At 58.9% G+C, this 25,408-nt stretch carries 28 protein-coding genes; 14 read left to right on the top strand and 14 right to left on the bottom strand.

Annotated elements, in window-relative coordinates; translation table 11 throughout:
• The 3 genes from ACR0JF_RS18995 to parC all read right to left on the bottom strand — a co-directional run.
• Window positions 1-91: GTP-binding protein (locus tag ACR0JF_RS18995; RefSeq protein WP_215675807.1), on the bottom strand; the 91-nt coding region annotated here is incomplete at its 3' end.
• Between the two features lie 115 nt (window positions 92-206).
• On the bottom strand, window positions 207-797 hold the full coding sequence (locus tag ACR0JF_RS19000) for a hypothetical protein (protein WP_170662577.1): 591 nt from the start codon (window positions 795-797) through the stop codon (window positions 207-209).
• Window positions 798-894: 97 nt separating this feature from the next.
• Complete coding sequence (parC, locus tag ACR0JF_RS19005; protein WP_170662575.1) at window positions 895-3,243, bottom strand: DNA topoisomerase IV subunit A; 2,349 nt, start codon at window positions 3,241-3,243, stop codon at window positions 895-897.
• A 202-nt stretch (window positions 3,244-3,445) separates the two neighbouring features.
• Between parC and ACR0JF_RS19010 the strand changes: the two genes are divergently transcribed.
• The 6 genes from ACR0JF_RS19010 (at window position 3,446) to ACR0JF_RS19035 (ending at window position 7,858) form a co-directional block, all read left to right on the top strand.
• The gene (locus ACR0JF_RS19010) at window positions 3,446-4,072 is read left to right on the top strand and encodes an SH3 domain-containing protein (RefSeq protein ID WP_480669666.1); all 627 of its coding nucleotides are present in this window, start codon (window positions 3,446-3,448) and stop codon (window positions 4,070-4,072) included.
• Between the two features lie 69 nt (window positions 4,073-4,141).
• Entirely contained in the window at window positions 4,142-4,969 is an 828-nt protein-coding gene (locus ACR0JF_RS19015) for an SDR family NAD(P)-dependent oxidoreductase (RefSeq protein ID WP_170556410.1), read from the top strand.
• 79 nt (window positions 4,970-5,048) lie between these two features.
• A complete protein-coding gene (locus tag ACR0JF_RS19020) occupies window positions 5,049-5,249 on the top strand; it encodes a twin transmembrane helix small protein (protein ID WP_170380419.1) in 201 nt (66 codons plus the stop codon).
• 2 nt (window positions 5,250-5,251) lie between these two features.
• The gene (locus ACR0JF_RS19025; RefSeq protein ID WP_170380420.1) at window positions 5,252-5,824 is read left to right on the top strand and encodes a cob(I)yrinic acid a,c-diamide adenosyltransferase; all 573 of its coding nucleotides are present in this window, start codon (window positions 5,252-5,254) and stop codon (window positions 5,822-5,824) included.
• Between the two features lie 346 nt (window positions 5,825-6,170).
• Window positions 6,171-6,929, top strand: coding sequence for an electron transfer flavoprotein subunit beta/FixA family protein (locus ACR0JF_RS19030; protein ID WP_170662573.1), 759 nt, complete (start codon window positions 6,171-6,173; stop codon window positions 6,927-6,929).
• Window positions 6,929-7,858 (top strand): electron transfer flavoprotein subunit alpha/FixB family protein, encoded by a 930-nt coding sequence (locus ACR0JF_RS19035; RefSeq protein ID WP_170380422.1) that lies wholly within the window; start codon window positions 6,929-6,931, stop codon window positions 7,856-7,858. Before ACR0JF_RS19030 ends, ACR0JF_RS19035 begins: the two co-directional genes overlap by 1 nt.
• Window positions 7,859-7,916: 58 nt before the next feature.
• Here the strand turns inward: ACR0JF_RS19035 and ACR0JF_RS19040 are convergent, their stop codons facing one another.
• Window positions 7,917-8,744 (bottom strand): DUF6473 family protein, encoded by an 828-nt coding sequence (locus ACR0JF_RS19040; RefSeq protein WP_480669667.1) that lies wholly within the window; start codon window positions 8,742-8,744, stop codon window positions 7,917-7,919.
• A gap of 173 nt (window positions 8,745-8,917) precedes the next feature.
• On the opposite strand from ACR0JF_RS19040, the gene ACR0JF_RS19045 reads away from it, so the two are divergent.
• A complete protein-coding gene (locus ACR0JF_RS19045) occupies window positions 8,918-9,793 on the top strand; it encodes a 3-hydroxybutyryl-CoA dehydrogenase (RefSeq protein ID WP_170474043.1) in 876 nt (291 codons plus the stop codon).
• A 74-nt stretch (window positions 9,794-9,867) separates the two neighbouring features.
• Here ACR0JF_RS19045 and ACR0JF_RS19050 read toward each other — a convergent pair whose 3' ends face one another.
• Genes ACR0JF_RS19050 through ACR0JF_RS19085 form a run of 8 tightly spaced genes read right to left on the bottom strand, consistent with a single transcriptional unit; the run spans window position 9,868 to window position 15,578 of the window.
• Complete coding sequence (locus ACR0JF_RS19050; RefSeq protein ID WP_170662571.1) at window positions 9,868-10,767, bottom strand: lysophospholipid acyltransferase family protein; 900 nt, start codon at window positions 10,765-10,767, stop codon at window positions 9,868-9,870.
• Between the two features lie 40 nt (window positions 10,768-10,807).
• Window positions 10,808-11,077, bottom strand: coding sequence for an HPr family phosphocarrier protein (locus ACR0JF_RS19055; RefSeq protein ID WP_170380425.1), 270 nt, complete (start codon window positions 11,075-11,077; stop codon window positions 10,808-10,810).
• 16 nt (window positions 11,078-11,093) lie between these two features.
• Window positions 11,094-11,486 (bottom strand): PTS sugar transporter subunit IIA, encoded by a 393-nt coding sequence (locus ACR0JF_RS19060; protein ID WP_170474049.1) that lies wholly within the window; start codon window positions 11,484-11,486, stop codon window positions 11,094-11,096.
• Window positions 11,483-12,364, bottom strand: coding sequence for an RNase adapter RapZ (gene rapZ / locus ACR0JF_RS19065; RefSeq protein WP_480669668.1), 882 nt, complete (start codon window positions 12,362-12,364; stop codon window positions 11,483-11,485). Before rapZ ends, ACR0JF_RS19060 begins: the two co-directional genes overlap by 4 nt.
• Window positions 12,361-12,831, bottom strand: a complete 471-nt coding sequence (locus tag ACR0JF_RS19070; protein WP_170662567.1) for an HPr kinase/phosphatase C-terminal domain-containing protein — start codon at window positions 12,829-12,831, stop codon at window positions 12,361-12,363. The genes rapZ and ACR0JF_RS19070 overlap by 4 nt, the downstream gene beginning before the upstream one ends.
• A gap of 3 nt (window positions 12,832-12,834) precedes the next feature.
• Window positions 12,835-14,553, bottom strand: coding sequence for a sensor histidine kinase (locus ACR0JF_RS19075; RefSeq protein WP_170662565.1), 1,719 nt, complete (start codon window positions 14,551-14,553; stop codon window positions 12,835-12,837).
• A 32-nt stretch (window positions 14,554-14,585) separates the two neighbouring features.
• Entirely contained in the window at window positions 14,586-15,290 is a 705-nt protein-coding gene (locus ACR0JF_RS19080; protein WP_170380430.1) for a response regulator transcription factor, read from the bottom strand.
• 21 nt (window positions 15,291-15,311) lie between these two features.
• Entirely contained in the window at window positions 15,312-15,578 is a 267-nt protein-coding gene (locus tag ACR0JF_RS19085) for a hypothetical protein (RefSeq protein WP_170662563.1), read from the bottom strand.
• Between the two features lie 60 nt (window positions 15,579-15,638).
• Here ACR0JF_RS19085 and ACR0JF_RS19090 point away from each other — a divergent pair, with 60 nt between their 5' ends.
• From ACR0JF_RS19090 to ACR0JF_RS19100, 3 genes are all read left to right on the top strand, one after another.
• Window positions 15,639-17,237 (top strand): phosphoenolpyruvate carboxykinase, encoded by a 1,599-nt coding sequence (locus ACR0JF_RS19090; RefSeq protein ID WP_170662561.1) that lies wholly within the window; start codon window positions 15,639-15,641, stop codon window positions 17,235-17,237.
• A 343-nt stretch (window positions 17,238-17,580) separates the two neighbouring features.
• Window positions 17,581-17,871, top strand: coding sequence for a hypothetical protein (locus ACR0JF_RS19095; protein ID WP_170380432.1), 291 nt, complete (start codon window positions 17,581-17,583; stop codon window positions 17,869-17,871).
• Window positions 17,872-17,982: 111 nt separating this feature from the next.
• The gene (locus tag ACR0JF_RS19100) at window positions 17,983-18,447 is read left to right on the top strand and encodes a hypothetical protein (protein WP_480565700.1); all 465 of its coding nucleotides are present in this window, start codon (window positions 17,983-17,985) and stop codon (window positions 18,445-18,447) included.
• Between the two features lie 4 nt (window positions 18,448-18,451).
• Here ACR0JF_RS19100 and ACR0JF_RS19105 read toward each other — a convergent pair whose 3' ends face one another.
• Entirely contained in the window at window positions 18,452-19,216 is a 765-nt protein-coding gene (locus ACR0JF_RS19105; protein WP_170662559.1) for a sulfite exporter TauE/SafE family protein, read from the bottom strand.
• A gap of 144 nt (window positions 19,217-19,360) precedes the next feature.
• Between ACR0JF_RS19105 and ACR0JF_RS19110 the strand changes: the two genes are divergently transcribed.
• The 3 genes from ACR0JF_RS19110 (at window position 19,361) to ACR0JF_RS19120 (ending at window position 22,233) form a co-directional block, all read left to right on the top strand.
• Window positions 19,361-21,052: an acyl-CoA dehydrogenase family protein gene (locus tag ACR0JF_RS19110; RefSeq protein ID WP_170662557.1), complete on the top strand. Its 1,692-nt coding sequence runs from the start codon at window positions 19,361-19,363 to the stop codon at window positions 21,050-21,052.
• Window positions 21,053-21,248: 196 nt separating this feature from the next.
• On the top strand, window positions 21,249-21,797 hold the full coding sequence (locus ACR0JF_RS19115; RefSeq protein WP_480669669.1) for a hypothetical protein: 549 nt from the start codon (window positions 21,249-21,251) through the stop codon (window positions 21,795-21,797).
• Window positions 21,798-21,840: 43 nt separating this feature from the next.
• Window positions 21,841-22,233, top strand: coding sequence for an META domain-containing protein (locus ACR0JF_RS19120; protein WP_170662555.1), 393 nt, complete (start codon window positions 21,841-21,843; stop codon window positions 22,231-22,233).
• Here ACR0JF_RS19120 and recO read toward each other — a convergent pair.
• Entirely contained in the window at window positions 22,217-22,942 is a 726-nt protein-coding gene (gene recO / locus ACR0JF_RS19125; RefSeq protein WP_170641386.1) for a DNA repair protein RecO, read from the bottom strand. The two genes, ACR0JF_RS19120 and recO, sit on opposite strands and share 17 nt — an antisense overlap.
• A gap of 140 nt (window positions 22,943-23,082) precedes the next feature.
• On the opposite strand from recO, the gene ACR0JF_RS19130 reads away from it, so the two are divergent.
• A complete protein-coding gene (locus ACR0JF_RS19130) occupies window positions 23,083-25,368 on the top strand; it encodes a fatty acid cis/trans isomerase (RefSeq protein WP_170662553.1) in 2,286 nt (761 codons plus the stop codon).
• The last annotated feature ends 40 nt before the right edge of the window (window positions 25,369-25,408 follow it).

A 25,408-nucleotide genomic window follows, 5' to 3' on the forward strand; every position in this document is an offset into this window, starting at 1 on the left:
CTGCGGTCAGCGTCGTCTTACCATGGTCAACGTGCCCAATCGTGCCGATGTTGACGTGCGGTTTTGTACGCTCAAACTTTTCCTTTGCCATTCCTCAGGCGCCCTTTTGCGATTTGGGGGACCCTTGGTCCCGTGGTTACATCTGCGCGCGCGAGATATTTGGTTCAAAGGGGAAAATCAAGCACATCCTGAGGGAAATGCGCCGATCACGCCGGATTTTGCGTGAGCTCGCTCGTTTTCAGCGGCTGGATCAGGTCCGGACGCCGATCAAACCAACCATTGTCCTTGTGTTCTTCGGCCAGCCACTCTTCGACTCGGTCGGCAACTTTCAGGGCAAGGCCGCTCATCTGCTCTTCTTTTGTGCGGGTATTGCCCGATCCTGTCAGAGCGCTCTCTCCGGTCGTGTCTTCCAGAACTTGGAATTGCTTACCCTTGGCGAGGAATTCTTTCTTCTTCACATCGTAGACATTGACCAGAACAATCGCCGTGCTTTTGGGATTGTAGATGACGGGAATGCCCGGAGGCGCCAGCATATAGCCTTCGAGACTGATACCGATGTCATATTCCTGTGCGCCTTCATAACGGCCGAGACGGATATCAACCGCGTTCTGAATGGCGTTTTCCCATTCTTTTGGAGTCGCATCGCGCGAGACCGGTCCTTGGCGGGCTTTCTCAGCGAAAGCGTAGTTTACGCGCAGCTTGAACTCCCCCAACGACTCGGGTTCTTCATACACTTGCGTCTGCGTGCAGGCGCCCATGAGGGCCAGTCCAGTAATCAGGGTCAAAATGCGCAGCATGATCTCGTCTCGATAGGCCTGTTTTTCTTTGATCTAGCGCACCGATACGGCATGTGCCAAGCCGTATCGGCGGATTTCGCCCGAAACCCTCGACAGATCACGAGAATTTATAGTCACGCGGGAAACCATAAGGGGGTTTTTTCCCGACGCTGGCGCGTTTGGCCAGCCATTGGGACATATCCGCCTCGTGTCGGGTTTTGTCGCCGCCCATGGACCACTTGAGCCCTTCTTCCCAGTTAAAGGTGGTGATGTCGGACAGGCCGCCATCCAGCTCCAACGTGCCCTGCCGGCCGCGCGCCATATTGTATTTCTGCAAACGCACGCCTTTGCCTCGGGTCATCTCGGGCAGCTCTTCGGTCGGGAAAACCAGGAACTTGCCATTCTGCGAGACTACTGCGACGTGATCGCCTGCGACGGGTTTACAGATCATCGCCGTCTCGTCGCCCTTGACGTTGAGTACCTGTTTCCCGTTGCGGGTCTGCGCCAGCACGTCATCCTCGGGCACCATGAAACCGTTGCCAGCGTCCGAGGCCACCAGCAGCTTGCGCCCCGGTTTGTGGATCAGGATGTCGATGATCTGCGCCTCGTTCGGAAGATCGACCATCAGGCGGAGCGGCTCACCCATGCCCCGCCCGCCGGGCAGGTTGGCGGCACTGACGGTGTAGAAGCGTCCGTTCGAGGCAAAGACCAGCAACCGATCCGTGGTTTCGGCATGGAAGATGAAGCGCGGGCCGTCGCCATCCTTGAACTTCAGTTCGCGCTTGAGGTCGATATGACCGGTCATGGCGCGGATCCAGCCCATCTGGGAACAGACCACCGTGATCGGTTCGCGGTCGATCATCGCTTCAAGCGGCACTTCTTCGACCTGCCCCGCTTCGGCGAACCGCGTCCGGCGCGCGCCGCCTTCGTAGTCTTTGCCGAAGGTCTTCTTGGTCTCTTTGAGTTGTTCAGCGATCTTAGCCCATTGCAGGGCGGGATCGGCCAGCAGGTCTTCGAGGTTGGCGCGTTCCAGCATCAGCTCGTCGCGCTCTCGGACCAGTTCCATCTCTTCGAGACGACGCAGGCTGCGTAGGCGCATATTGAGGATGGCGTCAACCTGAACTTCGGAAAGCTCGCCCTCGCCCGGTTTGGGCGAGATGTAATCGGACTCATCTGTAGCACGAACGTGGTCGATGCCCCAATCCTCGCGCATCAGCGCTGCTTTGGGGTCGTCGTCGTAGCGAATGATGTCGATCACACGGTCGAGATTGAGGAAGGCGACGATAAAGCCCTCCAATACCTCCAGCCGATGGTCGATCTTCGCCATGCGGTGACGCGAGCGACGGATCAGGACCTCTTGCCGGTGATCGAGGAAGGCGCGCAGCACTTCTTTCATCGAGCAGACTTTAGGCGTCACACCGTCGATCAGCACGTTCATGTTCAGGCTGAACCGCACCTCAAGGTCCGAGTTGCGATAAAGCATGCCCATCAGCACCTCGGGATCCACGTTCTTGGAACGCGGCTCAAGGATCAGACGGATGTCATCGGCGGATTCGTCCCGTACATCGGCGAGGATCGGGATTTTCTTGGTCTGGATCAGTTCGGCGATTTTTTCGATCAGCTTGGACTTCTGAACCTGATAAGGAATCTCGGTAACGACGATCTGCCACTGGCCGCGACCCAGATCTTCGACTTCGAACTTACAGCGCAGCCGGAAGGACCCGCGCCCGGTGCGATAGGCCTGAGCGATATTCTCGGGCGGCTCGACGATCACGCCGCCGGTCGGGAAATCCGGGCCGGGCACGTAGTTTAGCAGAGTGTCGTCGCGCGCATCCGGCGTTTTGATCAGATGCAGACAAGCGTCGCAGAGTTCCGAGATATTATGCGGCGGGATATTCGTCGCCATGCCCACAGCAATACCGCTGGCACCATTCGCCAACAGGTTCGGAAACTGAGCGGGCAGTACGACCGGTTCAGTCAGCGTCCCATCATAATTGTCGCGGAAATCAACGGCGTCTTCGTTCAGACCTTCCAGCAGCGCCTCGGCCACGATGGTCATCCGCGCTTCGGTGTAACGCGAGGCCGCCGGGTTATCGCCGTCGATATTGCCGAAATTCCCCTGCCCGTCGACCAGCGGGTAGCGCACGTTGAAATCCTGCGCCAGACGCGCCATCGCGTCGTAGATCGCGGCGTCACCATGCGGGTGATAGTTACCCATCACATCGCCCGAGATCTTCGCGGACTTCCGGAAACCTCCGGTTGCACTGAGTCGCAGTTCCCTCATCGCATAGAGGATTCGCCTGTGAACCGGTTTCAAACCATCACGCGCATCTGGCAGTGCCCGGTGCATGATGGTGGACAGCGCATAGGTCAGATAGCGCTCACCAATTGCGCGGCGTAGCGGTTCGGCTACCTCGCCCCCATTGTCAGGGGCCTCCATGTTGGGGTCGTCGATCGTATCGTTCATATATGATGTGATACGACGCAAGCGCGGCTTGGTAAAGCAACCAAGACTTATTTTACTGGGGACAAGTCGCGCTTTTTGCAACAGGGGGAGGCAACCCACGGATTTCCCCCATTTTTCGACTCCCGCCTCGAAATATGCTATGCTCTCATGAATTAAACTGCTGCCAATTCTTGTATTTACGATTTCTTCGGGGGGAAGCGTCATGACGCGCCTGATACTTGTTACTTTCGCCGCCCTGGGATGGGCCTTCTACGTCATGAGCGGTGGCCCCGACTTTGAGCCGCGCGGCCTGCGCAGTGACAATCCGCAGCGCATGGCTGCCACGTTCGAACCTGCACCGAAGGCGACGCCTCTGGCAGCCGCTCCGGTTGCGGAATTGGTGACCCGCGCCGCAGTTCAACCCATCCCCGTTATTGAGTTTATTGCAGAACCCGAACCTGTTCTGGGCGAGGAAGAAACCAAGGCGCTTCTGTCTCAGGTTGCAGCCGGACTGCAGGCGAATCCGTCTCTGTTCGAAGATCAGGATGTCACGCTTACGCTGGCCTCACTGGAAGGCGGCGTGACGGCGATGCAGCAAGTCACAACCGACGCGGAACCCGCCGTGACCCCTGTCCCGGAACCCGAAAAGGACATCCGCGAAATCTCTGGCACCCGCGTGAACATGCGTGACGGTCCGGGCACGATCTATCCCATCATCGGCAAGGCCACGATCGGGCAACGGGTCGAGGTCCTGAGCGATTCCGGCACGGGTTGGTTGCGCACACGCGTGTTTCCCGGGCAACAGGTCGGATGGATTTCGGCATCACTGCTCCGCAAAACCACAAACTGACGTCCGGGCGTCATTGCCCTGTTTCCTCTCGCAGCCTAGGTGTTGGGGACGTTGAGGTTCGGGGCCATCATGCAGAAATCAATTCTTATTACCGGCTGCTCGTCCGGCATCGGCCTGGATGCAGCACACGGTATGCGTGCACGCGGTTGGCGCGTCTTTGCCTCGTGCCGCCAGCAGCGTGATTGCGACAGGCTACGCGCGCAGGGATTTGAAAGCCCGCGAATCGACTATCAGGACACGGACAGCATCACAGCCGGACTGGCCGAGGTTCTTGAGGCCACCGGAGGCACTTTGGACGCCCTGTTCAACAACGGGGCGCACGGACTGCCCGGCGCGGTCGAAGATGTGCCGACCGACGGTTTGCGGTTCATCTTCGAGTCGAATGTCTTCGGCTGGCACGAGCTGACGCGGCAGGTCATTCCCGTCATGCGCGAACAGGGTCATGGGCGCATTGTCCAGAACTCCTCAGTTCTGGGGCTGGTCGCATTCCCCTGGCGCGGCGCCTATGTCGCCACCAAATATGCGATCGAAGGTCTGACCGACACGATGCGCCTGGAACTGCGCGGCAGTGGCGTCAAGGTCATCCTGATTGAACCCGGTCCGATCACGTCGAAAATCCGCGAAAAGGCGATTCCGGTGTTCGAGCGCTTCGTGGATTGGGAGAACTCGGTCTTGCGTGACAGGTATGAGGCATCTTTGCTGAAACGGCTCTACGAAGGCTCGGGGCCTGACTCGTTCGAACTGCCCGCCTCGGCCGTGACCAGCAAGCTGGCCCATGCGGTCGAAGCGAAACGGCCCAAGGCGCGCTATTACGTGACGACTCCGACCTATATTGCGGGCTATTTGCGGCGAATTCTGCCAACAAAAGCCATCGACCGCATCCTGTCAGACATCTGAGGCAAAATTTCCCGTTCGCTTTTGGCCCAGTAGGAGCTAGATCAGGCGCACCCAAAGAAAAAGCGGACGGTGACTGACGATGGACCCTTTGATGGTCGTTTTGCTCTTGGCGATGGCGGCGGTTGTCGTCGTGCTGACCCTTGGAATCGCAAATTTCGGTAAAAGCGGCATGGATGCCGCCAAGAAAAGCAACAAGATGATGCGCCTGCGCATCCTCTTTCAATTCATTGCCGTATTGCTGATTGTGCTTTACGTCTTCCTGCGCGGACAAGGAGTTTGAAGATGGTCGTTCTGAACAAAATCTACACGCGTACAGGCGATGACGGAAAAACCGCTTTGGGCAATGGCGAACGGGTTGCGAAATACTCGGGCCGCGTGGCCGCATACGGCACGGTTGATGAGCTGAACGCCTTTGTCGGTGTTGCCCGGACCGAAGCCGAGGGCGAAACTGACGCCGCGCTGGCCCGCATTCAAAACGACCTGTTCGATCTGGGGGCTGATTTTTGCCGCCCCGACATGGAAAAAGACGCCGAGGCCGACTACCCGCCGTTGCGCATCGCGCCTGCCCAGATCGACCGGCTAGAGGCTGAAATCGACGCTATGAATGCTGATCTAGAACCGCTGCGCAGCTTCATCCTGCCCGGTGGCTCGGCTTTGGCGGCGCATCTGCATGTCTGCCGCACCGTCTCGCGCCGAGCCGAGCGTCTAGCGGTTGAGCTGACCAATATGGAGCCTGTAAACGAGGTTGCCGTGAAGTACCTGAACCGTCTGAGTGATTGGTTCTTCGTCGCCGCCCGCTGCGCCAACAACAGCGGCAAGGATGATGTCTTGTGGGTTCCGGGAGCGAACCGCTGAAAGCGGCGGGACGTCCAGTGGACGTCCCGGCGACCGGAAGGGCGGAGCCCCGGCCCAAAGAACGGGTGCTAAGTGTCATTTACTCGGTGTCCCGCTGACCAGAACAATCAACCTACTGGTTTCAGCTGGACAGGTTGGCCACCGGCAACCAAATCCCAGCATCGACAGCTAACCATCAAAAAAACTCTGCTCCCTATTCGTCAAAAAACACAAAACGCGACGTCTCAAGCCCATGACGTGACGATTTTGCTCTGTTGTCGATGAGATTGAGGCGCTATCTAGTCCCGCGAGAGCATTGGTGGAGTCGCGACGCGGCTTGCCGTTTTTGTAAGGAGCGAACGCAAAAATGAAGGTACTTGTGCCTGTCAAGCGCGTGATTGACTACAACGTTAAAGTCCGTGTTAAGGCGGATGGTAGCGGTGTTGATCTCGCCAATGTAAAAATGTCGATGAACCCGTTCGACGAGATTGCAGTTGAAGAGGCGATCCGCCTGAAAGAAGCGAGCAAGGCTGACGAAGTCGTTGCTGTTTCGATCGGTGTGAAGCAGGCGCAGGAAACACTGCGGACTGCTCTGGCCATGGGTGCCGACCGCGCGATCCTGGTTGTGGCAGCAGATGACGTCCACACGGATATCGAACCTCTGGCCGTTGCGAAAATCCTGGCCAAAGTGGTCGAGGAAGAGCAGCCGGGCATCGTTCTGGCGGGCAAGCAGGCGATCGACAACGACATGAACGCCACCGGCCAGATGCTGTCGGCCCTGCTGGGCTGGAGCCAAGGCACCTTCGCCTCTGAGCTGGACATCGAGGGCGACACCGCCAAGATCACCCGTGAGGTTGACGGCGGTCTGCAGACCATCAACGTCAAGATGCCGACCATCGTGACCGTTGACCTGCGCCTGAACGAGCCGCGTTATGCCTCGCTGCCGAACATCATGAAGGCGAAGAAAAAGCCGCTGGATGAGAAAACTGCCGCCGATTACGGCGTCGATGTCACTCCGCGTTTGGAAATCGTCAAAACCGATGAGCCGCCGGCACGTGCCGCTGGTATCGTCGTCGGCTCGGTTGATGAGCTGGTCTCGAAACTCAAAGAAGCGGGGGCTGTGTAATGGCTGTACTTCTGCTTGCCGAAGTCAACAATGGCGAACTGTCGCTGGACGCCACTGCCAAGGCCGTGTCCGCTGCGAAATCGCTGGGTGATGTGACCGTTCTGGCCGCGGGTGGTTCTGCCGCTGCTGCCGGTGAGGCTGCTGCCAAGATCGACGGCGTGTCCAAGGTGCTGGTTGCTGAAGACGAGTCGCTGGGCCACCGCCTTGCGGAATCGACCGCAGCACTGATCGTAGGTCTCGCCGATGGCTATGAGCACATCGTTGCCCCTGCCACCACCGACGCCAAGAACGTCATGCCGCGCGTTGCTGCGCTGCTGGACGTAATGGTGATCTCGGATGCGTCCGGCGTGGTTGACGGCTCGACCTTCGAGCGTCCGATCTATGCAGGCAACGCGATCCAGACCGTCAAATCGAACGACGCCAAGAAAGTCGTCACCTTCCGCACCGCGTCCTTTGATGCGGCAGGTGAAGGCGGTTCGGCTGCGGTTGAGACCATCTCGGTTGGCGAAAACCCCGGCCTGTCGTCCTGGGTTGAGGACAAGGTTGCCGAGAGCGACCGTCCCGAGTTGACCTCGGCTGGTGTTGTTGTTTCGGGCGGCCGTGGTGTCGGCTCGGAAGAAGACTTCAAATTGATCGAGACTCTGGCTGACAAGCTCGGCGCCGCTGTTGGCGCGTCGCGTGCCGCCGTGGACTCGGGCTATGCCCCGAACGATTGGCAGGTGGGTCAGACCGGTAAGGTTGTTGCACCGGACCTGTATGTCGCTGTCGGCATCTCGGGCGCGATCCAGCACTTGGCTGGCATGAAGGACTCGAAGGTCATCGTTGCGATCAACAAAGACGAAGAAGCGCCGATCTTCCAGGTTGCTGACTTCGGTCTGGTTGCTGACCTGTTCCAGGCCGTGCCCGAACTGACCGAGAAACTCGGCTGATCGAGCCAAGCGTTTTCTTGGAAAACTATTGTAAGGCCCGCCCTAAGGCGGGCCTTTTTCACTGTAAATCACGGATCGATCGAAAAAGAGTTTCTGCGATCCGACGATGGGTCGCCGGGCCGATCATATGTTCGGCCATAGGCTGCTGAAGGGTCCCGAACAGCATATCCTCCAACTCATCCGATTCGCCGGAGATTCGGACTGACATAGAGACGACATCTGCACTGTACGGCCGCAGTGCTTCAATCATCTGGGTATCAATAAAGACCGGCTCACAGCCCAGCCGCCCTGCAACCTCATGGGCGATTTCGCCATCGACCTGCAGGTTCAGCAAAACGACCGGAGGCCGGATCTCCTGTAGAAAAGCGCCAAGCGTCTCGACCCACTTTTTGCGCAACTCGTGGGCAACGATTTCGAACCGCGCATCCGAATAGGAATGCAACAGTCCCAGCAAGTGACGCACGAAATGGACGTCCGTAAAATCCACCTCTGGGTAAAGCATCAGCAAGTCCGGTGTCGGAGACAGAAACCGGTCATTGCGGCGCGGATGCACCCGGTAAAAGCGATTCGATTGCCCCAGCGCCCCCGGCAATTGCAGCACGCAAAGATCGGAATCATTCGCCAGCTCAACCAAGCTGGAATCGCCGCACAGCGCCTCAACCCCACAAAGAAGACTGCCAAAGTTGACGCATTTGCGGTCCAGCAAACCTTCGAGAATCGCGGCATAGGGGTGCTCAATGAACGTCCCAAAGGTCTCATCCCCTCCGATACATGCCAGATAGGAGCCGTCCAATGCGCGCGACGGCCCCCGGAACCGTAGTTTTGACTCCCCATACTGACGGATGCTGTCTTCGGGCACTGCTGCGCCCGTTTGATGATAGCTCATATCACTCACCCAATTTTTCACCCGGTTGCCATCTTGCCGTCGCAAATCTTGCGAAATTGCTAATGCGCGGATTTGAGGCAAATTTGACCGGTCTGCAGACCTCGGATGCCTCTTGCCGCCCGCCCCAAACTGCCGGTAATGTCGCGGCGAGCTGAGAGCAGAGGCACCAGAGCATGGAAATCAAATCGGTCGGAGTGATTGGCGCAGGCCAGATGGGCAACGGGATCGCGCATGTTCTGGCCTTGGCCGGCTATGACGTGTTGGTCAATGACGTCAACAAGGACGCGCTGGACAATGCCGTTAAGACGATCGAGGGCAATCTGGCGCGTCAGGCATCCCGCGGGAAGATCTCGGATGAGGCTGTGCAGGCCGCTTTGGGGCGGATCACAACGACACTGGAGCTGCCGCGTCTGGGCCAAACCGATCTAGTGATCGAGGCCGCGACCGAGCGTGAGACGATCAAACAGGCGATCTTTGAGGATCTGCAACCGCATTTGCTGCCGCATACAATCCTGACCTCGAATACATCCTCGATTTCGATCACGCGTCTGGCCAGCCGGACCGACCGGCCAGAGCGGTTCATGGGGTTCCACTTCATGAACCCGGTGCCTGTCATGCAGCTTGTCGAGTTGATCCGGGGAATTGCGACCGACGAAGAGACCTATAACGCCTGTAAGGCCGTGGTCGACAAACTGGGCAAAACCGCCGCCAGCGCCGAGGATTTCCCGGCTTTTATCGTGAACCGTATCCTGATGCCGATGATCAACGAGGCGGTCTATACGCTCTATGAAGGTGTGGGGAGTGTTCAATCCATCGACCAGTCGATGAAGCTGGGCGCCAATCATCCTATGGGGCCACTGGAACTGGCCGATTTCATCGGGCTCGACACCTGTCTGGCGATCATGAACGTGTTGCATGATGGGCTGGCGGATACCAAGTATCGCCCCTGCCCGCTGCTGACGAAATATGTCGAGGCCGGTTGGCTGGGGCGTAAGACCCAGCGTGGATTCTACGACTATCGCGGCGACGTGCCGGTTCCGACGCGCTAAAAGGGGGCCAGCCCCCTCGCCCGGATTTCATCCGGTCTCACCCCCGGGATATTTTAGACAGATAAAGGAGCGGATCAGCGCTTTGCTATGCCGCCCAAAGACATCGTGTGGTTTCGCAGCCACGCCATGAAACCGCGCGGGTCGCGTTCGAGCAGCTGCATGTCTTCGCCCGAGATCGGCTCTCCGATCACCGGGGATTGGGGCTTGTTGCAAGAGCGGACGATCTCATGCAGCAACAGGCCCTGCCGCAGGATCGGCGACAGTTTGTTGGCGATCTGATAGGCGCGCGAGTTGCGGCCGGGGAAGTAGATCGGCACCACGGTCGCGCCTGAACGGCGGATCATCTTGGCGGTGAAGACGTTCCATTCGCGTTCAATCGCCGGCCCGAACCAATCATCCGAGGACATAACCACACCCGATGGGAACAGGGCGACCACGCCACCCTCTTTCAGGTGGTCCATCGCCTTGGTCCGCATTTCCAGCATTTTCGTTTGCGCTTCAGGATCATGCGGGAAGGGAACGGGGATCATAAACGAGGTCGCGGCCTCATCCAGGCCAGTCAGAACCGAGCGGGTCAGGATACGGTAGTCGCTACGGACCCGTCCAATCAGCTCGGCGAAAATCATGCCGTCCACCATGCCATGAGGATGGTTGGCAACAACGACAACGGGGCCGGTTTTGGGAATACGCGCAATCTGTTCTTCGGGCGTGGTGAGGGTGATCCCCATCGTCTTGAGCGCCCCACCCCAGAACCGCTGGCCACGATACTGCTCGTTTTTCTTTTCGAATTTATTGACCATCCGAAGAATGGTCAGCTTGCCAGTACACCATTCGATGGCGCGGATTGCCGTCGCGGTCCAGGCATCGTCGAACGAATTGGCATAGGTCAGCGTTCTACGGTCGTAGACCTCGCCCTGATCTTCGGTCCCGTTGACAACGGGGCCTGTCTTGGTGTCGTGCGTTGTTTCCGCCAATTCTTGGTCTTCCCGTTCTTCCTGTCCCGGCGGGGTGGCTTTAGAACCCCTCGCCGAACTTGTCGTTCACAAGCGTTTCCAAGGCTTCTGCCAATGCCTCAGCATCCGGCCCGGAGGTCTCGACGTCAATAGTGGTTCCGCGCGAGGCTGCCAACATCAAAAGGCCCATGATACTGTCGCCTGATGCAGAAAGTCCGTCCTTGGAGACTTCGGCACTGGCATCGAAACCTTCTACCACCTCAACCAGCTTGGCCGAGGCGCGGGCGTGCAGGCCCTTTTCATTGATGATTTTCAAGCTTCGGTTGGTCATTTCAATACGTCCGGTCCTAGTCCAATGTCACATTTTGCGCATTGATGTACTTGCGTCCAGCCTCCATCGCGTGACGCACGGCGTCGGCCACGGGCAAGTGGCGACTTTTGGCCAGTTTGATCAGCATGGGAAGGTTCGCGCCATACAAAATGCGCCGATCCTGCGGCGCACAGGCCCGGAGGCTGAGGTTCGAAGGACTGCCGCCGAACAGGTCCGTGACGATCACCACACCGCCCCCCATATCAACGTCGTTTGCGGCGCGGCAGATTTCGGCCTGCTTTTCATCACGGTCATGATCGGCTTCGATCGCAATCGCGACGAGGCCGGGCTGAGGCCCGACAACATGCTGCATGGCGGCCAGATACTCTTTGGCCAACCCTCCATGCGCTACGATCACTATCCCGATCAATCCGGCCTCACATTCAATGCGCGTCGCTCCATCTCGCGGTGCCTAATTGCCACCTGCTGCCCCCTGTCTGCAAGGGCTTTCGCAATCGCCTCGGCCAAAGCGACAGATCTGTGCTGGCCACCGGTACACCCGAAAGCAACCGACAGGTGCGCTTTGCCCTCGGCGCGAAAGGCAGGCAGCAAAAGGTCCAGCATTCCGACCACCTGGTCAAAGAACGGAGCGTAGTTCTTATCGGACTGGACATAGCGCGCCACGTCAGCGTTTCGACCGTCGGCGGCACGCAATTCGGGCCGCCAGTAAGGATTGGCCAGAAAACGGCAATCAAACACCATATCGAGGCCGCGCGGCAGGCCGCGTTTGTAGGAAAAAGACTCGATCGAGACCGCAAGATGGCGGCCACCTTGTGGGGCGAACCAATGTTCGACCTCTTCACGCAGTTGGTGAACATTCAGGGCGCTGGTGTCGATCAGGGTATCGGCGATTTCGCGGATCGGGGCCAGCAGTTCTTTTTCCTGGCGCACCCCGGCTTCAGGGCCCGCATCCTTCGCGACAGGGTGACGCCTGCGGGTTTCCGAGAAGCGGCGCAGAAGAACCTCATCACTGCAATCCAGATAGAGAACGGTCAGGTCAACCTGTTCCATACGGCCCAGCTTGGCGGCCAGTTCGATGAACCCGATGGTCGAGAAATCCCGGTTGCGCGCATCAATCCCCAAAGCCATGGGCCGATCATCCCCAGCCCCTTCCAGCAGGCGCGTCAGCAGGCCCATGGGCAGATTGTCTATTGCCTCAAACCCCAGATCCTCAAGCACGTGAATGGCTGTCGAACGCCCTGCCCCGGACGGCCCGGTCACCAGGACGATCCGCCGTTGCGCTGTCATGTGCTGGTCCATTCCAGGTCTACACGCCCCATTTTAAGCAGTTGCATCAGTGCTTCGGCCAAATTGGGCACGCCGGCGCCAAACAACAAGGGTACATAGTGCCCCAGCAACTGCAAAGTAACGGGCTCCGGCAGGCGGGCGGGCTGCGTCTGGTCCATATCGAGCACATAATCCAAAGCCACCGGGCCGCAAGGGGCGGCGCGCAACAGTCCGATGCCACGCGCCTCGATCAAGCCCGCAATCCGCTGTGGTGCGTCGGCAATCACCGCACCCTCATCCCGGCGCAGCTCGACCCGGTCGTCGGCAACCAGATCAGCCCCAAGGGCCATCATGCGAAGGGCGATTGAGGATTTACCCGACCCCGAGGCTCCAATGATCAGCAGCCCCCGCCCCTGAACGGCGACACAGGTCGCGTGAATACAGGCCCTGTCTTTATCCGCGATGTCTGAAAGCGTATGACTGCTCATACCCTAGACAGGAAGCCCCACGACGAAACGCGCGCCCAGCGGTTCCGAGGTGACATCGGCTTCGGTCGGTCGGATATTCTCGGCCCAGATCACGCCGCCATGCGCCTCGACAATCTGTTTCGAGATCGCCAACCCGAGGCCCGAGTTATTGCCAAAATGCTCCTCGGGGCGCTCAGAGTAGAAGCGTTTGAAGACCTTGGTCAGGGCCTGTTCCGGTATGCCGGGGCCTGTGTCCTCGACGACGACCAGCACACGCTGGTCGCGTTGACGTACCCAGACGCGGATCGCATCGCCCTCCTCGCAGAAGGAGATCGCATTGGTGATCAGGTTGACGAAAACCTGTGCCAAGCGCGCCTCAAGCCCATTGATCACGATCGGGTCGGCGGGCAGATCGGTGGCGTATTCAATGCCCTTGGACTTGGCATCTTCGCCCAAAAACTGGCCCAGATTGTCCAGCAGTTTCAGCAGGTCAAAGGGCTGCTCAGCCTCTTTCACAAGCTCCGCATCCAGCCGCGAGGCGTTGGAGATATCGCTGACAAGGCGGTCCAGACGCCGCACGTCATGTTCGATGACGCCCATAAGCTTTTCGCGCTGATCGTCGCGCTTGACCATCCGTAGCGTTCCCACGGCGGATTGAAGACTGGCCAGCGGGTTCTTGATCTCATGTGCCACGTCGGCCGCGAATTGTTCATTTGCGTCAATCCGGTTGTAGAGCGCCGTGACCATGCCCCGCAGCGCCAAGCTGAGGCGACCAATCTCATCAGGACGGGCGCTCAGATCCGGGATACGAATGCGGCCCGGATTAACGCCTGTGCCACGGTCTTTGCCCATCTCGGCCGCGGCGGCCAGATCGGCCAACGGATTGGCAATGGTCGACGCCAGAACAAGGCTAAGACCGACCGAAACCAGCAGAGCGACAACAAACATTTGCAGAATCCGCTCCTGCTCGCGTCGGGCCAGCGCGTCGATTTCACCTGCCGGGCCGGTTATGGCGACGGCTCCGACCGTCGCGTCGTTGAACACAATGGGAGAGGCGGCAACGATCACCGTCTCGTCCATCTCGTCCTGAACGGCCTGCACCTGCGTTCTGCCGCCAAGCGTATCGGGGATGATGGCTTGCACTCGTTGGGCCAGCGTAGGGGCCTCGTCAGTCGTTGACCAGTTGAACACCCGGGACACCCCGGTCCAGACCGCATTCAAAGCGTCACTGATAACGGTGCTTCCGGTTTGGATGTCCGCCTCCGATTGCAGGATGGTCGACAGATCCACGGCAACTGAGGCACCACGCGTCCAGCCGATCAACGTGCCGCTTGCATCGTAGACGAAAACTTCGCCACCTTCTGGTAGGCTTAACCCTGCCAGAGTGTCACCCACATCCAGCACCCGCGGATTCTGAGCGCCCGCGGCTGCGTTCTGACGAATCTGAGCTTCGAACACGTTGCTAACCAGCTGCGCATCGCCCATGAGATTGCGCGCGGTTTGCTGCACCTGTTCCTTACGGGAATCGTCCAGATACAAAAGCCCGGTCACCAGAATGACCAAGGCGATTAGGTTGAAGGTGACGATCTTGCGTGCCAAAGGCGAGCCGCGCAGAGAAAACAGGTTCCTCCGCGACCGCTTTTCTCGCAGCTCGGCAGACTCGGGGTCTTGCGGGATAACCCAGTCATCCCCGATGACGACATCACCGTCGTGCAGCTCGTCAGATTGGTCAGTGTCACGCACGGGACCACAATACCTTCAAACGGGGCGCGTGCCTATTCTTCGTTGTAGCGGTAGCCGATACCATAGAGCGTCTCGATGGCCGAGAACTCAGGATCAGCGGCGCGCATCTTCTTGCGAAGACGTTTGATGTGGCTGTCGATGGTGCGGTCGTCGACATAGACCTGATCGTCATAGGCCACATCCATCAGCTGGTCGCGGCTTTTGACGAAGCCCGGGCGTTGTGCCAGGGCCTGCAGAAGCAGAAACTCGGTCACGGTCAATGAAACATCATTGCCCTTCCAGGTCACCGCGTGACGCAGCGGGTCCATCCGCAGCTCACCACGTTCCATGACTTTCGCATCACCCGTACTAACCGCAGCGCTATCGCCCTCGGTGGCTTCCTGACGACGCAGCAAGGCGCGAATACGTTCGACCAGAAGGCGCTGCGAAAACGGCTTCTTCACATAGTCGTCCGCGCCCATGCGCAGACCCAGAACTTCGTCGATCTCGTCATCCTTGGATGTTAGAAAGATAACCGGCATCTGGGTTTTCTGGCGCAGCCGCTGCAACAGATCCATCCCGTCCATCCGCGGCATCTTGATATCCAAAACAGCCATATCAGGCAGCTTTTTATTGAAAGCATCCAGCGCAGCCTGACCGTCATTATACGTTTCAACCTCGAAACCCTCGGCTTCGAGCGTCATGGATACCGACGTCAAGATGTTTCTATCGTCATCCACAAGTGCAATCTTTGACATTGGGGTCACCCCTATTCCTGCTCATATACGCAATAATACGTTTTTTTGTAGGATATTGTTGGCGGTTTTAAGGCGCCGAATCAATCCGTAACCACGAATCAAGCCATTCTTGCGGCAGTTCTGCGGCAAAAATGCCTTGCTGACCGCAAAATGCTGCCCGGTTTTCCGACAGGAAATTTGTGATGGCGCTAAACCTAGACTTGGTTGCGCTAACTGCGTCAAAGCCTCCTGTTCATGCCCCAAACGACCATGATAAGAGGACGCCTGTCCGCCGGAGTCGTCCGGCATGATTGCCCCAAGAGCGCACCCGGCAGAACTGCCTCTGCGCCGCCACAGGAGAAGACACACATGACATCTGGACGGGTTAACCCGCAATTCCGCCTCGAAGATCAGGGCATCGAGGGTCTGGGCAATGTCTATTACAACTTCATTGAACCAGCGCTGATCGAAGAAGCGCTGAAGCGCGGCGAAGGCACTCTTGGCAATGGCGGGGCCTTTCTGGTCACCACCGGCAAGTTCACTGGCCGTTCGCCAAAAGACAAGCATGTTGTCAAAACCGACAGCGTCGCCGACAGCATCTGGTGGGAAAACAACGCCGCCATGAGCCCCGAAGGCTTTGACGCACTGTACGAAGACATGCTGGCCCATATGAAAGGCCGCGACTATTTCGTGCAGGACCTCGTTGGCGGGGCCGATCCGACTTATTCGATCAATGTGCGTATGGTCACCGAGCTGGCGTGGCACAACCTGTTCATCCGCCATCTGCTGCGCCGCCCGGATCGCGAAGATCTGGATGATTTCACGGCTGACTTCACCATCATCAACTGCCCCAGCTTCAAGGCGGATCCCGCGAAGCACAATTGCCGTAGCGAGACTGTGATTGCACTGAACTTCGACCGCAAGCTGATCCTGATCGGCGGCACCGAATACGCGGGTGAGAACAAGAAATCCGTCTTCACCCTTCTGAACTACATGCTGCCGGAAAAAGGCGTGATGCCAATGCACTGCTCGGCCAACCACGCCGTTGGCAACCCGGTCGACACTGCCGTCTTCTTCGGCCTGTCCGGCACCGGCAAGACCACCTTGTCCGCCGATCCAGCACGCATTCTGATTGGTGACGACGAACATGGCTGGTCGGATCGTGGCACCTTCAACTTTGAAGGCGGCTGCTATGCCAAGACCATCAACCTGAACGCCGAGGCTGAGCCCGAGATCTACGCGACGACGTCGAAATTCGGAACCGTGATCGAGAACATGGTCTTCGATCCCGAAACCAAGGAACTTGATTTCGACGATGACTCGCTGACAGCGAACATGCGCTGTGCCTACCCGCTGGAGTATATCTCGAACGCATCCAGCAGCGCTCTGGGTGGTCACCCGAAGAACATCATCATGCTGACCTGTGACGCATTTGGCGTTCTGCCTCCGATCGCACGGCTGACACCGGCGCAGGCGATGTATCACTTCCTGTCGGGCTTCACCTCTAAGGTGGCAGGTACCGAACGTGGCGTGACCGAGCCGCAACCGACCTTCTCGACCTGCTTTGGCGCGCCGTTCATGCCGCGCCGCCCTGAGGCCTATGGCAACTTGCTGCGTGACAAGATTGCCCAGCATGGCGCGACCTGCTGGCTGGTCAACACAGGCTGGACCGGTGGCGCCTACGGGATCGGCAGCAGGATGCCGATCAAGGCAACCCGTGCCCTGCTTACCGCTGCGCTGGACGGTTCGCTGGCCGATGCCGAGTACCGCAAGGACGCCAACTTTGGTTTTGACGTGCCTGTCTCGGTCCCCGGAGTGCCGGAGGTTCTGCTGGATCCGCGCCGCACTTGGGATGATCAGGTTGCGTTCGACAAGCAGGCGGAGAAGCTGGTGCAGATGTTTGCGGAAAACTTTGAACAGTACATTCCGTTCATCGACGAAGACATCAAGGCTGTTGCCATCGGCTGACCTGAATCAAGGGCGCTTCGGCGCCCTTTTCTTTGCCTGTACGTTCACCTTCCGGTTACCGCGCGGAAACAGCATATACAAATGCGTTGTTCCGAAGTTTCCGATACGCTACAGTCGCTACATTAAATTGGCCCGGAGCTTTTGCACCGGGCCGAATCTTAAAATAACCTTTGGGCAGCTCATGCGCGGACACTCACACCAGCGAATTGGGCAACCTAATCACAACGCTAGTCTAAGTAGATGGGGTAAAGTGTCAATATGAAACCAGCCAGACACCACGGTGTTTGGACATATTTCCAGGTTTCGGCTTTGGCCGCGTTGGCACGAAAAAGACAGGTAAGATATGACCGAAATCTCGAAACTCACCGAACTTCGCAAGCTCATGCAAAGCATGGAGCGCACACTGGGCCTTGAACAGCTTTCTCCGGTCGAGCGCGACATTTATTACGCAGCCGAAGAGCTATCGAAAGCCGACCAAGAAGTCCGGACATTCGGCTTGATCGAACACACTCTGGTCCAGAGCGTTTCGCGGCCCACCTTTTTCCGCGCGCTGAAGTCGCTGGTCGAAAAGGGTTATCTGTCGCAAAGCGGCACAGCCAATCGCGGACGGTATATCGTACATGCACCACGGTGACGCCGCGCCCCGGCAGAGCAACGGCTGATCGACGTGCGCAAGTGGGCCTCGGAAACATTTTTTGCCTCTTTGGCCTATGTAATCGCATCCTTCCTCACTTTTGAGGTCCTGATGCCTTTGCAGAACTTGTTCTTTCCCGAATATCCAAGCCGGGCAAGTTTGCTGTTTCTGCCACATGGCGTGCGCGTTTTATCCGCGTGGCTCTTGGGCTGGAGGGCGATCTTTGCCCTTCTTCCCGGTGTTTTCATCGTTTTCGCAGCTCTCGGCGGCAGCGATGTTTTCTTACCCAGTCGTCTTATGGCGATGGCAATCGCCGTAACGACGGTTCCCGCGGTCTTCTATCTCTGCAAGTGGCTCGGATGGGATTTGTTCCCGCGCGCTGACCGCAAACCCTGCTGGATTTGCATCATGGGCGTCGGCGTCGTGACCTCGTTCCTGGTCTCAGGTCTGACGAATTTGGCCTTCGGCAGTGCGACCGCTGAGTACATAGCCTTTCTGATCGGAGACGTCTCGGGCCTCTTCTTCCTGATGCTCGGCCTCTATTTCGCGTTTCGCTTTGCGGACAAGCGGGCTTGATCCGCTAACCGAAGAGACCACGGCGGACAAGGTTCAGCCCGGCAATCAGCAGCACCAACAGGGTGATTTTCCGAAACCGGGCCTGATCAATTCGGTCCTGCAACCGCATCCCCAGCCACAAACCCGCAAGGGCTGGCACGACCAAAACGGCTGAGAACGGCGCTGTCTCTCGGTTCAGTATCCCTGATCCGATATGTGCCACTGTCAACGCAATAGCACCCAAACCATAGATCACGCCCTGCACTCTCAACTGCTCTTGCTTTGGGGTGTTCAGGGCCGTCAGATACGCCACGGTCGGAGGCCCCCATACGCCCGAAATCCCACCGACAAAACCCGCAATTACGCCGAAGATCGCTTCGATACGCGCTGATGCTTCCTTGAGGGAAAAGGTGACCCCGAGGATCTGCAGCAATGCAAAGGCTGTCACCGGAATGCCGATCAACATCAGGAAGGTCGAGGCCGGAACCAGCGTCACCAACTGCGCTCCGATCAGCAGAAAGATCAAACCAACGCTCAGAAAGACCCGGAACCGCCGGATCGAGGCAATAGCCGCCCGCTCCCCTTCCTGCAGCGCCTGAACGCCGTTGGTCACAACGGTCGAGAAGATCAGACCGGCAACAGCAAGCTCGGGCGGCAGAAACATACTCAACCCCGAAACCAGAACCATCGGCATCGCGAAACCGACCATGCCTTTGACCCATCCGGCAAGACAGGCAATCGCGGCGGCAAGGGCAAGATCCGTCGGAGAGAGTGTGGAAAACAATGTCATGCCGTCTAGATATCACCCTGTGCGCTCTCTGCACTGCAAAAATACCAAGGTAATATTTGAACTTTTTTGCAGCGTAATAAGTATTTTTGTTGCGCTGCACGTGCAGCATGATATGACCAGACGATGCAAAAGAGGACGTGATTCATGGCCCACGACGGACAGGATATGACCCAGATGACGACAGCTGCGATTTTGCCGGACCTTCTGGCCCTGACAAAGGCCGCCGTACCAGCGGTCGAAGCTGTATTTGAGCGCGCGCGCGATTCGGTGCGGTCTATGGTCGAGGCGGACGGTCGCATCTCGGGCGCGTTGATCGAGGCGAACCAGACAGCCGCTCACGGGCTGGCATGGCTGGCGACCTATCATCAGTCCCTCGCGCAGATGCAACGCTGGGCCGAAGCGCTTGAGGCGGACGGCAAGTTTGGCGAGATTGAGCAACTGCTGCACCAGATCGCCTTTGGCGAGTATCTGCATCAGGTCACCGGTGGTATCCCCATGAACCAGGGCGAGGTTGTCCGCCTGCAGGATCTGGGGCTGGGCTGGGATGCTCTGTCCGGGTTCCAGACTTCTGAGATCCAGACGCTGATGGCACAGGCCAATACGCAAGCCGCGCGGTCGCGCCTTGTCGCTCTCATGGAAGATCAGGCCGGAGCCACCATGTTCGGCGCGTCGGGTCTGGACGAAGAACTTGAGATGATCCGCGACCAGTTCCGCCGTTATGCCGTCGAAAAGGTCGAACCGCACGCCCATGATTGGCACCTGAAGGACGAGTTGATCCCGATCGAGGTCATCGAAGAGCTGGCCGAGATGGGCGTTTTCGGCCTGACCATCCCCGAAGAGTTCGGCGGGTTCGGCCTGTCCAAAGCATCCATGTGCGTGGTGTCCGAGGAACTTTCGCGGGGCTATATCGGCGTCGGCTCACTAGGTACGCGCTCCGAGATTGCGGCAGAGTTGATCATCGCAGGCGGCACGGATGAGCAAAAAGCGAACTGGCTGCCGAAACTGGCCAGCGCCGAGATCCTGCCGACGGCCGTGTTCACCGAACCCAACACCGGCTCGGATCTGGGCAGCCTGCGCACCCGCGCGGTCAAGACCGCCGATGGCGACTATGAGATCACCGGCAACAAAACGTGGATCACCCACGCGGCCCGGACCCATGTGATGACCCTGCTGGCCCGCACCAACCCCGACACCACCGACCACCGGGGCCTGTCGATGTTCCTGGCCGAGAAAACCCCCGGCACGGACGAAGCCCCCTTCCCCACCCCCGGCATGACCGGCGGTGAGATCGAGGTGCTGGGCTATCGCGGCATGAAGGAATACGAGCTGGGCTTTGACGGCTTCCACGTGAAGGGTGAAAACCTTCTGGGCGGCGAAGAAGGCAAAGGCTTCAAGCAGTTGATGGAGACCTTCGAGTCCGCCCGCATCCAGACCGCCGCCCGCGCCATCGGCGTGGCGCAAAGCGCGCTGGATATCGCGATGCAATATGCGCAGGACCGCAAGCAGTTCGGCAAATCGCTGATCAACTTCCCGCGCGTGTCCGGCAAGCTGGCGATGATGGCGGTTGAGATCATGATCGCGCGGCAGCTGACCTATTTCTCGGCCTGGGAAAAAGACCACGGCCAACGCTGCGATCTAGAGGCCGGTATGGCCAAGCTGCTGGGCGCGCGTGTGGCCTGGGCCGCGGCCGATAACGGGCTGCAGATTCACGGCGGCAACGGCTTCGCGCTGGAATACAAAATCAGCCGCGTCCTGTGCGACGCGCGTATCCTGAACATTTTCGAAGGGGCTGCCGAAATTCAGGCACAGGTCATCGCACGGCGTCTGCTGGGCTGACCGAAATTCGGCAACTTCATTTCCCCAACTGAACCCGGCGCCCGCGCCGGGTTTTTTTCTTGAACTGCACATTTTGTCCGTGGCGCTAACCACGCGTACATAACCAATTCTGAACACTCCTCACTGCAACTTCCCCCTTCCCGATTCTGCGCAGATCACTTACACGACCTTTCGAAACCCGGACGGAGAGACAAACGTGATACGCCTGACCGCGCTGCTGGCTGCCTTGGTGATGCTGACCCTTGGGGCCTGCGCTCCGTCTTCGACCGTTACACGGGCGGATGTCGATGGGCTGGCGCTTGAGATCCGCAGCCTTGGCCCCGATGTCGATCCGGCCGAGGCCCGCCGCGCCGCGGAAATCTCGTACAGCTATTCGCAGCAGTTGAAGCGGGACTGGAACGTGACGGATTCGCCGATCGTTCACAACGCCAAGGTCATCAACGGCTTTCGCGACTACGGCCTATGCAATGACTGGGCGCAGGCCATGACCCGGCGCTTGCAGCAAGAGAACTTTCAAACGCTGGATGTACATTGGGCCACCTCTCCTCCGACCACGTTCCGCATCATCCACCATTCGGCAGCGATCAGCGCGCGGGGAGACAGCCTGAAGGACGGCGTGATCCTTGATCCCTGGCGGCAGAGCGGCGACCTGTTCTGGGGCGAGATCTCGGAAGACGACCGTTACAACTGGCGGCCCCGGCTGGAGGTGCGGGAAGAGCTGATCTCTGGTAGCGCGGGCAGCTGAGATTCTGGTTCAGCACAAACCGAAGTCGCGCTAGATTGTGCCCATGCTACGCCTGACCCTCGTTCTGCCCTTGATGGCGCTGTTTCAATGCGACCGCGACGAAACCGTGGCGGCCTATGGCGCGTCTGACCGGTCCTGGGTGCTGCAAGAGATTGACGGGCAGCCATTTGAGGCCAGCGCCCTGCTGCAATTCCCCAAAGAGGGCAAGATCGCGGGCAGTGCCCCTTGCAATAGCTACAATGGTACGCTGAACGCGCCCTATCCATGGTTCGAGATCAAGGACCTTGCCGCCACCCGCGCCGCCTGTGCCGCGCTTGAGGCCGAGGGCATGTATTTCGCCGCCCTGTTGGCGATGACCCAATCCGAGGTTTCGGGCGATGTTCTTATTCTGCGCAATGAGGACGGGCACGAGATGGTGTTCAAAGCCGCCGAGTAAGCCTCTCGACGAACCGCGCCCGCGCCTCGGGCAGTGGATGATGGCCCAGCGCGGGCGCAACGCGGTGTTCCATGAAATACCCCGTCGTGTTCAGCCCCTGCACGATCTCGGCATCCGGGGCCGTCCCTTCGCCCCGCAGACAGGGTGGCAGGGGCAACAGGCGGTCGGCCCACTCCCCTGCGCCTTCAACGCTGACGGCCCGACCCGTTTTGGGCGAGACATAGACCAACCCCTCGGTCGCGCCTGTCACAGCGCAGGAGGACAGGTCGAGGCCAAAGCCCAGCTCCTCAAGCAGCGCAAGTTCCCACCGCAGATAGGCCAGCGACCATATCTCATCCTGCCCGAGCAGATCCATCAACTGTTCGGTCTGGCTGTAGATTGCGGGATGCGGCTCACGTTCGGGCAGGCAAAAGGACAACAGCGACACCACGGCGTTCAGCCCTGCCAACGCCAGCCGACCAGAAAATGCCGCTGCTGCACGCGAGCGCAGGGGTTCGACCTGGAAGGTGCCAATATGTTCCTCAAGTCGCGCCCGCCACAGCACGTCCAGCTGCGCGCCGGGCTGCAAGATCGGCGCAATCTTTCGGCTGGTTCCGCCGCGCACCACGCCCGCGTGACGGCCATGTGCCTCGGTGAAGACCTCGATGATCGCAGCCGTTTCACCGTGGCGGCGCGTGGTCAGTAAGATGCCGTGATCGCGCCAGTCCAAGGCAAGCTCCGGTCGGGGTTGGAAATCGGTCGCCTCACAAGAGCGCAACTGCGCGGCGGGCGCAAGCGGGATGGGGACTCGACAAACCGGGCGCTTGGTCCAAGATTATCATTGGGCGCGCGTTGGGCGGGAGGACAAAGATGCCAGGTAGAGTTTGGGTTTCGCTATTTGCAAGCTTTATCGGCTTTAGCCCTCTTTCCGCATTCGCCCAGGCAGACTGGTCGCAGGTCAAGCCGGTTCTCGACAAGCGATGCGTGGTTTGCCACGGCTGCTACGACGCGCCCTGTCAGGTCAAGCTGACCTCGCCCGAGGGGCTGCTGCGCGGCGGCAGTAAGCTGGCGGTTTACCATTCGCAGCGTCTGGAAGATGCCCAACCCACCCGTTTGGGGCAGGATGCTACAACGGTCGAGGGGTGGCGGGATTTGGGGTTCCATCCGGTTCTTCCACAGGCACAAGGCGAGACCAGCCTGCTGGAGCGCTATCTGGCTTTGGGGGCCGAGAACCCTCTGCCTCCCAACGCGCCCCTGCCGGACTCGTTGGAGCTAGCGCTTGACCGCCCCTTGGTCTGTCCAACCGATCAGGAGTTCGACGCCTTCCGCGAAAGCCATCCAATGGCCGGAATGCCCTATGGGACCGCGCCACTATCAGCCTCAGAGCATGCGCTGTTGATGGACTGGGTGCAGAACGGATCGGCCTTGCCTGACGCGGCTACGCCATTGCCGGACGATATCCAAGAGCAGGTTACTGCTTGGGAAGCGTTTTTGAACGCCCCCGACCCGCGCGCGCAATTGATGAGCCGGTATCTGTTCGAACATCTGTTTCTGGCTCGCCTGCATTTCGAAGGCGATGACCCACGGCGGTTCTTTCAAATCGTCCGGTCCAGAACGCCCAATGGAGAAGAGATCGACATCATCGCCACCCGCCGCCCGTTTGATGATCCCGGCGCTGACCCTTTCTTCTACCGTTTGCAACAGATCGATGAGACCATCGTCCACAAGGAACATCTGGTCTACACGCTAAGCCCTGATCGCATGGCGCGGTTTCAGGCGCTTTTCCTACAGCCCAACTGGTCGCTGACCGACCTGCCCTCCTATGGCGATGCCGAAGGCGGAGACCCGTTCTCGACCTTCGCGGCGATCCCCGCGCGCAGCCGCTATCAATTCCTGTTGGACGACGCGCTGTTCTTCGTACGCAGTTTCATCCGCGGCCCCGTCTGTCACGGAGAGACTGCCGTTGACGTCATCGAGGACCGGTTCTGGGTCAGTTTCCTTGACCCCGACGCCGACCTCTCGATCACCGACCCAAGTTTTCTGGCCGAGGGCGCTGCGCTTCTTGAACTGCCCGTCGCGCAGGTGGATCAAAGCCTTGGTGACTTGCACATCTTCTCGCATCAGAACCAGGCCCAGTACCTTGAGTTCCGCGATACCCGCTATGGCAACAGCCCCGCGCATCAGACCGGTTGGGGCTATGACGCGATCTGGGATGGCGAGGGCACCAACCCGAACGCCTTGATCACCGTGTTTCGGCACTTCGACAACGCCTCGGCCCTGACCGGGTTTCATGGTGATATTCCAGAAACTGCCTGGGTCATCGACTATCCGGTGTTTGAACGGATCTACTATAATCTGGTCGCTGGATATGACGTGTTTGGACGTGTCGAGCATCAACTGGCGACCCGCATTTACATGGACGAATTGCGCATGGAGAGTGAGGATAACTTCCTGACCTTCATGCCGCGCAATCTGCGGCCGGGGATGCACGAAAACTGGTACCGAGGCGTTCTGGCCAGATTGCACACTTTTTGGCACACCCGTCGCATCGACGACACGATGCCCACCAGGATCACGTTTGAAACGGACGCCCCCAAGCAGGAGTTTTTTCTGCAGCTTTTGGCCCGCGGCAACGGGCTATGGTCGCGCTCAGACCCGATCAACCGGTGCGATGGCGCGCATTGCGCGCAGAATGCCCTGACTTCCCTCACTAGCCAGACCGGGCCTTGGGTCAAGTTCCTGCCCGACCTTTCCTTGCTGGTGGTCGAGACAAGCGACGAGAAAGCCGAGGTTTTCACCCTGATCCACGACAAGGCCCATACCAACATAGCCTTCCTGTTTGACGAATCCGCCCGGCGAGAGCCCGAAAAAGACGTTCTGACCATTCTGCCTGAGATGATCGGAAGCTACCCAAACTTCTTCTTCAAACTGCCTGAAGCGCAATTGCCCGACTTTGTTCAGGCTGTGAAAGCGGTCGCCACGCAAGAAGACTGGATGCAGCTGGTTGCCGATTTCGGCGTGCGTCGGACCAGCGAAGATTTCTGGGCCATCAGCGATCAGATCCACACCCGTTTTTTGAAGGATAACCCAATCCAGTCGGGCATTCTGGACCTCAACCGGTACAAAGACCCAAAGCCCGGCGAAGATCCGACCTGAGCATTGCGGTTTGATGAAGAGGGGATGAAAAACACCCGCC

Source organism: Ruegeria sp. BG11, assembly GCF_056538565.1.